Source organism: Sphaerisporangium sp. NPDC088356 (assembly GCF_040685555.1).
Classification (GTDB): Bacteria; Actinomycetota; Actinomycetes; order Streptosporangiales; family Streptosporangiaceae; genus Sphaerisporangium.
Genome location: NZ_JBFBIK010000192.1, coordinates 1 through 8,421 on the forward strand (window position 1 = coordinate 1; position 8,421 = coordinate 8,421).

10 protein-coding genes are annotated in these 8,421 nt (G+C 69.3%); 6 read left to right on the plus strand and 4 right to left on the minus strand.

Annotated features, from left to right (window positions below; genetic code table 11):
* Positions 1–61: 61 nt before the first annotated feature.
* Together AB0O34_RS35205 and AB0O34_RS35210 are read right to left on the minus strand one after the other, a co-directional pair.
* The gene (locus AB0O34_RS35205) at positions 62–640 is read right to left on the minus strand and encodes an NAD(P)H-dependent oxidoreductase (RefSeq protein WP_363923056.1); all 579 of its coding nucleotides are present in this window, start codon (positions 638–640) and stop codon (positions 62–64) included.
* A gap of 40 nt (positions 641–680) precedes the next feature.
* Complete coding sequence (locus AB0O34_RS35210) at positions 681–1,247, minus strand: YceI family protein (RefSeq protein WP_363923058.1); 567 nt, start codon at positions 1,245–1,247, stop codon at positions 681–683.
* Positions 1,248–1,366: 119 nt separating this feature from the next.
* Here AB0O34_RS35210 and AB0O34_RS35215 point away from each other — a divergent pair, with 119 nt between their 5' ends.
* The 4 genes from AB0O34_RS35215 to AB0O34_RS35230 all read left to right on the plus strand — a co-directional run bounded on the left by AB0O34_RS35215 (position 1,367) and on the right by AB0O34_RS35230 (position 3,441).
* Positions 1,367–1,939 carry a MarR family winged helix-turn-helix transcriptional regulator gene (locus AB0O34_RS35215; protein WP_363923060.1) on the plus strand — a complete coding sequence of 191 codons (573 nt, stop codon included), beginning with the start codon at positions 1,367–1,369 and terminating at the stop codon, positions 1,937–1,939.
* 320 nt (positions 1,940–2,259) lie between these two features.
* Complete coding sequence (locus tag AB0O34_RS35220) at positions 2,260–2,508, plus strand: DUF6400 family protein (RefSeq protein ID WP_363923062.1); 249 nt, start codon at positions 2,260–2,262, stop codon at positions 2,506–2,508.
* A complete protein-coding gene (locus AB0O34_RS35225) occupies positions 2,495–2,728 on the plus strand; it encodes a hypothetical protein (RefSeq protein WP_363923064.1) in 234 nt (77 codons plus the stop codon). The genes AB0O34_RS35220 and AB0O34_RS35225 overlap by 14 nt, the downstream gene beginning before the upstream one ends.
* Positions 2,729–2,814: 86 nt before the next feature.
* On the plus strand, positions 2,815–3,441 hold the full coding sequence (locus AB0O34_RS35230; protein WP_363923066.1) for a YigZ family protein: 627 nt from the start codon (positions 2,815–2,817) through the stop codon (positions 3,439–3,441).
* 40 nt (positions 3,442–3,481) lie between these two features.
* On the opposite strand, the gene AB0O34_RS35235 is transcribed toward AB0O34_RS35230, so the two are convergent.
* Positions 3,482–5,047 (minus strand): ATP-binding protein, encoded by a 1,566-nt coding sequence (locus tag AB0O34_RS35235; RefSeq protein ID WP_363923068.1) that lies wholly within the window; start codon positions 5,045–5,047, stop codon positions 3,482–3,484.
* A 319-nt stretch (positions 5,048–5,366) separates the two neighbouring features.
* Between AB0O34_RS35235 and AB0O34_RS35240 the strand changes: the two genes are divergently transcribed.
* Positions 5,367–6,056, plus strand: coding sequence for a helix-turn-helix domain-containing protein (locus AB0O34_RS35240; protein WP_363923070.1), 690 nt, complete (start codon positions 5,367–5,369; stop codon positions 6,054–6,056).
* A 20-nt stretch (positions 6,057–6,076) separates the two neighbouring features.
* Here the strand turns inward: AB0O34_RS35240 and AB0O34_RS35245 are convergent, their stop codons facing one another.
* Complete coding sequence (locus AB0O34_RS35245; RefSeq protein WP_363923072.1) at positions 6,077–6,643, minus strand: helix-turn-helix domain-containing protein; 567 nt, start codon at positions 6,641–6,643, stop codon at positions 6,077–6,079.
* A 123-nt stretch (positions 6,644–6,766) separates the two neighbouring features.
* On the opposite strand from AB0O34_RS35245, the gene AB0O34_RS35250 reads away from it, so the two are divergent.
* Entirely contained in the window at positions 6,767–8,377 is a 1,611-nt protein-coding gene (locus AB0O34_RS35250; protein ID WP_363923074.1) for an MDR family MFS transporter, read from the plus strand.
* Positions 8,378–8,421 lie beyond the last annotated feature (44 nt).

Sequence of the window (8,421 nt, forward strand, 5' to 3'; positions counted from 1 at the left end):
GCCGCGCCGAAGAGGCGACGGCACGACGGAAGGACGCGGCGGCAGGCGTGGAGACTTCCGGTCAGGCCGCGGCCCTGTCCGGCGAGGAGTCGCGAAGCGTCTTCAGCGCGCCGCTCCAGGACACGACCTCGTCGAGCATGGCGTTGACCGCCTCTTCCTGGTGGGGGGCCGGTGTGAACGCCGTCATGTCGGTGAAGTCGGTGAACAGCGACAGCCCGACCTGGGCGCGGACGTCGGCGATCTTCAGGTTGGCCATGATCATTCGCAGGTGCTCGACCGCCCGCGTCCCGCCGGACGCGCCGTAGCCCACGAACCCCGCCGCCTTGTCGTTCCACTCGGCGTACAGGAAGTCGATGGCGTTCTTCAGCACGCCGGACGGCGCGTGGTTGTACTCGGGGGTGACGAAGACGTAGCCGTCGAAGGTCCCGATCTTGGCGGCCCAGGCGGCGGTGTGCGCCTTGCCGTACTGACCGGCGGCCGGGGGCAGAGCCTCGTCGAAGTGCGGCAGGTCGAAGTCGGCGATGTCCACGACCTCGTAGTCCGCGTCACCGCGCTTGGACGCGATGTCGTGGACCCACCGAGCGATGACCTCGCTCTTGCGTCCCATGCGGGTGCTTCCGGTGATGATTGCCAGTTTCATGATGCTGTGACGTTGTCCTGATAGGTAGAAGGCGGCGGGGTCAGGCGGCGGGGGTGACCTTGACGGCGGAGATGTCGAACTCAAGGGTGATCTTCTCGGAGACCATGACGCCGCCGGCCTCCAGCACCGCGTTGAAGTTGATGCCGAAGTCCTTGCGGTTGACGACGGTCCGGCCTTCGAAGCCCGCGCGCTCGGCGCCGTAGGCGTCCTTGGCCGAGCCGGTGTACTCGAAGTCGATGCTGATCGAGCGGGTGACGTCCTTGATGGTCAGGTCGCCCGTGAGCCGGAACTCCGTCGCGCCGACCTGCTCCACGGCGGTGCTGACGAAGGTGATCACCGGGAAGTTCGGGGCGTCGAAGAAGTCGTTGGTGCGCAGGTGGCCGTCGCGCTGGTCGTTGCGGGTGTCGACGCTGGCGACGTCGATCGTCACCTTGGCGTGCGACTTCGACGGGTCGGCCGCGTCGAGGTAGGCGGTGCCCTCGAACTCGTTGAAGGCGCCGTGGACCTTGGTGACCATCGCGTGGCGGGCGACGAAGCCGAGGCGGCTGTGCGAGGTGTCGATCTGGTACTGGCCGGTGAGCTCGGGGCTGAGGGTGCTCGTCGACATATGGGTACTCCCTATAAAACGGCTTTGGGTGCGCTTCACCTGCGGTTTCGCGCGATGTTGATGCATCAGCAAGTTAATCGAAAGATGTTGATGCGTCAACATTCGGTAGGATCGCCGATGTGACTGAGACCCGTTGGCTCGACGAGCGTGAGCAGCGCATGTGGCGTGCCTTCGGGAGCATGCGCCGCCAGCTCGACAGCGCGATGGAGCGGCACCTCAACGGCGAGAGACTGTCCATGGCCGACTACCAGCTTCTCGTGCCGCTGTCCGAGGCGCCCGGTGGCAGGATCCGCGCCCGTGAGCTGCGCGGGGTGGTCGGCTGGGACCGCAGCCGGCTCTCCCACCAGCTTCGCCGCATGGAGCAGCGCGGCCTCATCTGCCGTGAGGACTGCCCGGGGGACGCGCGCGGCACCGTCATCCGCCTGACCCCCGAGGGGCGCTCCGTCATCGAGACCGCCGCTCCCGGCCACGTCGAGACCGTGCGGCGCCTTTTCGTCGACGTCCTGACCCCGGACGAGATCGAGATCCTGACGTCGATCGCCAACCGGGTCCTCGGCCGCATCGCCCACGACGCCTTCGGGCCGGGCGGCGTCGCCCAGCTCGAAACCGCCGGCCCGTGTTCGGCCGAAACCGCCGAGCCGGGTACGGGCGCGCCCGTGGACCAGGTCTCAGGCGAGACCGCGGCCCCCTGAGCCGGTATCGGAGCTGGTCGCCCCTCGGCGCGTCCCTGAGAGCGGCGAGCAACCCGCCCAGCGCCGGTTGCCCCAGTGACGTCGCGTAGGGCGCACCGTGAGCAGCATCACGAGGCTTTGCCGCGCCGAGACGGTTAAATACCCTAAAGGCGACATATGGTATGTAACCGGGCACGAAAGTGTCCGTTCGGGGTCTTCCGCGCCAAGGGAGGCCCCGCGTGATCAAAAAGCAGGCGGCCCCGCCCCGTCCCCAGGGATACGGGATGCCGCGGTCCGCCGATCACGTCATCTCTGTTCATCGTTCTACGGGAAGTCTCCTCATGAGCCACGACGGCGGTCGCGAGCACATCGTCTTCGAGATGGACCTCGCGCTTCACGAGGCGCGCAGGCGGGCCGAGGTGGTCGCCGCGCTGGGCCCGGGCTGGGATCCCGTGGCGGTCATGCGGGCCGAGGAGGAGGCGTACGACCTCCTCTACTCCGGTCTCGACGAGCGGCAGCGCGAGACCTACGACATGCTCGTGGACGCAGGTGTGCTGCCGCGACGAGAGGCGGGCCGTGCTTCCGATTGACCCCCACGCCGACATCGCCCGCCGGGCCTGGATCTCCTGCCCGAGGTGCCTGGACGACAGGGACTGCACGGACTGCGGCTCGGGCCGCAACTGCGGGGACCACTGGCGCTACCTGCTCAGCATCACCGGAAGCGTCCTGCACGTGCAGTGCCCGGGATGCGCGCATCTGTGGGCCCACGAGACCCACTTCGGAGCGGGCGGCAGGCCCTCTTCCCTCTGAGGACGCCGCACGCGCGCGGCTCGGGCCGGCGCCAGGGGCGCGGATCCCGCGGGGGCCGGGGGAGAGGCCGGCGCTAACCTGTCCGCATGGCCGAGCCGTACCTCACCGTCAGCGGGTTCACCGAGCACGAGACCGAGGTCAGGCGCTCCAGGTTCATCTGCGCGCTCATGCCGGTCACCGCCGAGAGCCAGGCGGCCGAGTTCGTGGCCGCGCGCAGGAAGGCCCACCACGCGGCGCGGCACACCTGCTCGGCGTACGTCATCGGCGGCGACCGGCGGATCCAGCGGGGCGACGACGACGGCGAGCCGTCCGGCACGGCGGGCATCCCGATGCTGGAGGTGCTGAACCGGCGCGGCCTCGCCGACGTGATCGCGGTGGTGACCCGCTACTTCGGGGGCATCCTGCTCGGCGCAGGCGGCCTCGCCCGGGCGTACGGCGGCGCCGTCACCGAGACGCTGGACGGAGCCGAGATCCTCACCATGGTCCCTGCCAGGGTCATGACCGTCCGCGTCGGGCACGCCCAGGCCGGTCGGCTGGAGAACGACCTGCGCGCGGCCGGCCACGTCGTACGTGAGGTCTCCTACGGCGCGGACGTGGCCGTCCAGGTTGGTGTCGACGTCGCGCGGGTGGAGAAGTTCACCTCCTGGGTCGCGGGCGCGACGGCCGGCCAGGCCGCCGTCTCGCCCGGCCCGCTGGTGTACGTCCAGGCCTAGGACCGGCCGGGGCCGGTTCGCGTTCGGCCGAAGACCCTCCTCAGCCGGTCACCGGGGCTCCCGGGGACCTGACGTCCGGCACGGTGGCGAGGTCCGGGCGGTGCTCGGTGAGGCCGGCGTCGGAAGCGGGGAGGGTGAAGACGAAGCGGGTGCCCTCGCCGCGCTCGGTGTCGAGGTGGATCTGCCCGCCGTGGTACTCGACGATCTTCTTGCACAGGGCCAGGCCGATGCCCGTCCCCTCGTAGTCCTGGCGGTTGTGCAGCCGCTGGAAGATGACGAAGATCTTCTCCGCGAACCTCGGCTCGACGCCGATCCCGTTGTCGCCGACCGACAGCTCCCAGAGGTCGCCGGCACGGGCGACGCTGATCCGCACCTCGGGTGCGCGGTCGGTGGAGCGGAACTTCACGGCGTTGCCGATGAGGTTCTGCCACAGCATGGTGAGCAGGGTGGGGTCGCCGAGGACCTCGGGCAGCTCGGGCCGTACGACCACGGCCCCGGACTCCTCCGTCAGCGTCTCCAGGTTGGCCAGAGCGCGGTCCAGCGGCTGGTCCAGCGGGACGGGCACCCGCTCGCTCTGCCCGCGCCCCACCCGCGAGAGCGCCAGCAGCTCGGCGATCAACGACTGCATCCGCTTGGCGCCGTCCACGGCGAAGGAGATGTACTCGATCGCCCGCTCGTCCAGCTGGGCGGCGTACCGGTTCTGCAGCAGCTGGCAGAAAACCGTGACCTTGCGCACGGGCTCCTGGAGGTCGTGGGAGGCGACGTAGGCGAATTGCTCCAGCTCGGCGTTGGACCTGCGCAGCTCGTCGGTCTGCTCGCTGAGCAGGTCGGTCTGCGCCTGCAGGCGCTGCTGAGCGTCGCGGGAGATGGCGAGCTCGGCCGAGATGCGCCGCCGGATGGCGTCCACGTCGGCGGCGAGCATCGTGATGTCACTCGGCCCTCTGATGTCGATGGTGTGGTCGAAGTCCCCGTCGGCGACCCGCCGCGACGCCGCCCCGAGACGGTCGAGGGGACGGAGCACCGCGTAGCGCAGCAGCAGGGCGACGAACAGGAGCGTGAGGACGAACATCGCCAGGATGGCCGCGAAGACCATGTTCCGCCACAGGCACGCCACGTCGAGGTCCACGGCCGCCGCCGCCCGTGCCCGCGACAGGTTCGCCGCCTGGTCGGAGATGCCGGCGCGGATCCGGTCGAACGAGGCCTTGCCGTCCTCCACCTGGCCGGGCCCGACCGCGCCCGGCCCCTGCGTCCGGACCGCGTCCGCGACCGGTCGCGCGTAGCCCGTGCGCCAGGATTCGGCGCGCCGCTCGATCTCGTCGAGGTCGGCGAGCAGCGGGCTCCCCGCGATCGACCGCCTCAGGGAATCGACGGCGGCCTGCTCCTGCGTGATGCCCTGTTCGAAGCCGGTGAGGAACTCCGGCCGCCCGCTGAGGACGTAGCCGTGCACACCGGCCTCCTGGTCGAGCAGGGCGCTTCGCAGCCGCTCGGACGCCAGAAGCGCAGGGGTGATGCGCTCGGTCAGCTCGTCGGAGGCCAGGGTGGTGCGGTGGAGCGCCCAGGTGCCGAGCCCGGCGGAGACGGTCAGCAGGAGAGTCGTGATCGCCATAGTGCCGCTGAACCATGAGCGCGTGCTCAGCCGTGGCCACCTCGCCGCTCGGCCGTAGCCGGAAATGCTCAACCTCTGGTCCTCCTTCGGTGACCGCCCAGGTCGCGCCCCCCCGGCGCGCCCGGCAGTGATGCGATCCACGGCTCTCGTACGTCTCCGCCCGAGCGGTTTCGCGTGAACCGTCCTTTTTCGCTTCCTCGGATGTCTCGCTTCAAACCTGGTGCACGCGCTGATCGGGCCCGCATCTCGCCCGTACGGCGTCGCGAAAGTGTCCATCATCGCTTGACGGAGTGAGTACTCACTCCGTACTGTTGACGACATGACAGAGACGAAGGCCCGGCGCAGGGCACCGGGAATGAGCCCGGAACAACGACGCGAAATGATCGTCAAGGTGGCGTTACCCCTGGTGGCCGAGCGCGGTGCGGCCGTGACGACCGCCGAGGTCGCCAAGGCCGCCGCCATCGGCGAGGCGACCATCTTCAGGGTGTTCGCCGACAAGGAGGAGTTGCTGAACGCCTGCGTGCTGGAAGCGCTCAACCCCGCTCACGTGCTGGAGGAGATCGGGGCAGTGCCGCTCGACCAGCCCCTCGCCGCCCGGCTCACCGAGGCCGCCGAGGCGCTGAGAGCCCACCTCGACCGGATGGGGTCGGTCATAGGCGCGCTCCACGCCTCGGGTGTACGGCGCGGCAGGCCGGACCCCTACCAGCGCGGCCCCGAGCCCGGCAAGGAGGCGGGCAGGGGAGCCCCGGCCGCGGGCGGCGGCACGGAGGCCAAGGACGGCGGCCACGACCGGCCGGTGCCCCTCGGCCGGGACGCCTCGGCGGCCCGGACCGTGGAGGCCGTCGCCGACCTGTTCGAGCCCGAGCGGGACTCCCTCCGCCTGCCTCCCGAGCGCCTCGCGGCGATCTTCCTCGGCATGCTGTTCAGCCGCCCGCGCTTCCCGGTCGGCACGGCCCCCGCCGGCCTGGACGAGCTCGTCGACGTCTTCCTCAACGGAGCCGTCAGATGAGCGTGCCCGGGTGACACCCGTCAGTGGCCGGTGGGGCGGGGCTCGATGAGCTCCAGCGCGACCTCCAGGGCCGCGGCCCTGCGCTCCTCGTCGCCGAGGTCCTCTTCCTTCAGCAGGATCCAGGCGGCGTGCAGGGTCAAGATCGCCATCGAGCTCCTCAGGCGCTGGGCCGTGGAGTCGCCCTCGTCCCACAGGACGCCCACGAGGCTGGTCATGAGGTTGCGCATCTTCTCGACCTTGGGGTGAGTGCGCAGCGCCGTCTGGTTGCGCTCCATGAACCTCATGAACGCGTGGTGGTGGCTGCCGTAGAGCTCGTCGGCGTAGCGCCGGACGAACTCCCGCCTGGTCTCGATCGTGCGGGGCTGGTCCTGGCCCCACTCGATCAGGCGTTCCACCATGGCCTGCCGGTCCTCGGCCAGGCTCGCCACGATGTCGTCCTTGGTCCTGAAGTGGTAGTAGAGCGCGGCCTTGGTGACTCCGAGGGATTCTGCTATCTCCCGCAGCGATGTCGCCTCGTAGCCCTGCTCGGTGAAGAGCTTGAGGGCGATCTCCTGGATGCGAGCACGCGTGTCGGTGGTTTCCCTCATGACTCCTCAGACGCTCCCTGTATCCCCTAATTAACTTGACGGTCGGCAAGTAAGCTATCTACCTTGGAGTATAGTCACTAGCCGGTCGGCAAGTAAGTAACCACTGCCAAGGGGGCGCAAAGAATGACGGAGACCGGGGCCGAACCCGTTCCAGGTCGTCGGCGGGAGGTCATGGTCGTCCTGCCGGGACTCATGCTCGCCATGATCCTGGCCATGCTGGACAACATGATCGTCGGCACCGCCATGCCGCGCATCGTCGGTGAGCTCGGCGGCCTGGCACACCTTTCTTGGGTCGTCACAGCGTACGTCCTGGGCACCACGGTCTCGACGCCGATCTGGGGCAAGATCGGCGACCTCTACGGCCGCAAGACGATCTTTCTGGCGTCGATCGCCATCTTCATGGTCGGCTCGATGCTGTGCGGCATGGCCGGGTCGGACCTGCTCGGAGGCACCTCCGGCGGCATGGGCGAGCTCATCGCCTTCCGCGCCATCCAGGGTCTCGGCGCCGGCGGCCTCATGGTCAACGCCATGGCCATCATCGGCGACCTGGTCCCGCCCCGCGAGCGTGGCCGCTACCAGGGCATCATGGCCGCGATGATGTCGCTGGCGATGATCGCCGGCCCGCTGGTCGGCGGCTTCATCACCGACCACCTGAACTGGCGCTGGGCCTTCTACGTCAACCTGCCCATCGGCGCCGTGGCCTTCATCTGGCTGGTCTTCCGGCTGCACCTGCCGAAGTACCGCACGGAGCACCGCATCGACTGGCTGGGCGCGGGACTGCTCGGCGTGGGCATCACCGCTCTCGTGCTGATCACCACCTGGGGCGGCAACCAGTACGATTGGGGCTCCTGGCAGATCCTCGGCCTCGTGGCCGTCGCCGTGGTCACGCTCGCATTGTTCGTCCCGGTCCAGCGCCGGGTCCCCGAGCCGATCATGCCGCTGCACGTGTTCAAGAACCGCAACTTCACCCTGATCTCGCTGATCGGCTTCCTGCTCGGGTTCGCGATGTTCGGCGCGATCAACTTCCTGCCGCTGTTCCAGCAGACCGTCCAGGGCGCCTCGGCGACCAACTCGGGCCTTCTGCTGCTCCCGATGATGGCGGCGGCCATGGTGGTCTCGCTCTTCGTCGGCCAGGCGATCACGAGGACCGGCAAGTACAAGATCTTCCCGATCGCCGGCGGCGTGCTCATGGCGGTCGCCATGTGGCTGCTCTCGCTGCAGGACGTCAACACTCCCAGCTGGCAGACCGGCCTGTTCATCGCCGTTCTCGGCCTCGGCATGGGCGGTCTCATGCAGACCACGATGCTGATCGCGCAGAACAGCGTCGAGCAGAAGGACCTGGGCGTGGCGAGCAGCGCCTCGACCTTCTTCCGGTCCATCGGCGGATCGTTCGGGGTGTCGCTCTTCGGAGCGATCTTCAACAACCAGCTCACGTCCAACCTGACCGAGAAGCTCGGCCCGCAGGCCACGAAGATGGCGGAGGGCGGCGGTGGCCGGCTCGACCCCACGTCGCTGTCGCATCTCCCCGTCCAGGTGAGGACCGGCTTCCTTGAGTCGCTGGCCTCGTCCATCTCCAGCGTGTTCTTCTGGGCCATCCTGTTCGCGGTCCTGGTGCCGCTGCTGGCGGCCTTCGTCAAGGAGATCCCGCTGCGCGGCGGTCCCGAGGCGCCCGCCGGGGCCTCCGGGCCGGACGACCCGGCCAAGGAGACGGCGACCGTGGGCGCTCTGGACTGACGCGCTCCCGCCTGTTCGGCCCGGCGGCCGTGACCACCACCGTG

Coding starts and splice junctions, on each gene's coding strand:
- AB0O34_RS35245 (WP_363923072.1), bottom strand. CDS start 6,643: ATGAGGGAAACCACCGACACGCGTGCTCGCATCCAGGAGATCGCCCTC.
- AB0O34_RS35235 (WP_363923068.1), bottom strand. CDS start 5,047: ATGGCGATCACGACTCTCCTGCTGACCGTCTCCGCCGGGCTCGGCACC.
- AB0O34_RS35210 (WP_363923058.1), bottom strand. CDS start 1,247: ATGTCGACGAGCACCCTCAGCCCCGAGCTCACCGGCCAGTACCAGATC.
- AB0O34_RS35230 (WP_363923066.1), top strand. CDS start 2,815: ATGGCCGAGCCGTACCTCACCGTCAGCGGGTTCACCGAGCACGAGACC.
- AB0O34_RS35205 (WP_363923056.1), bottom strand. CDS start 640: ATGAAACTGGCAATCATCACCGGAAGCACCCGCATGGGACGCAAGAGC.
- AB0O34_RS35250 (WP_363923074.1), top strand. CDS start 6,767: ATGACGGAGACCGGGGCCGAACCCGTTCCAGGTCGTCGGCGGGAGGTC.
- AB0O34_RS35220 (WP_363923062.1), top strand. CDS start 2,260: ATGAGCCACGACGGCGGTCGCGAGCACATCGTCTTCGAGATGGACCTC.
- AB0O34_RS35240 (WP_363923070.1), top strand. CDS start 5,367: ATGACAGAGACGAAGGCCCGGCGCAGGGCACCGGGAATGAGCCCGGAA.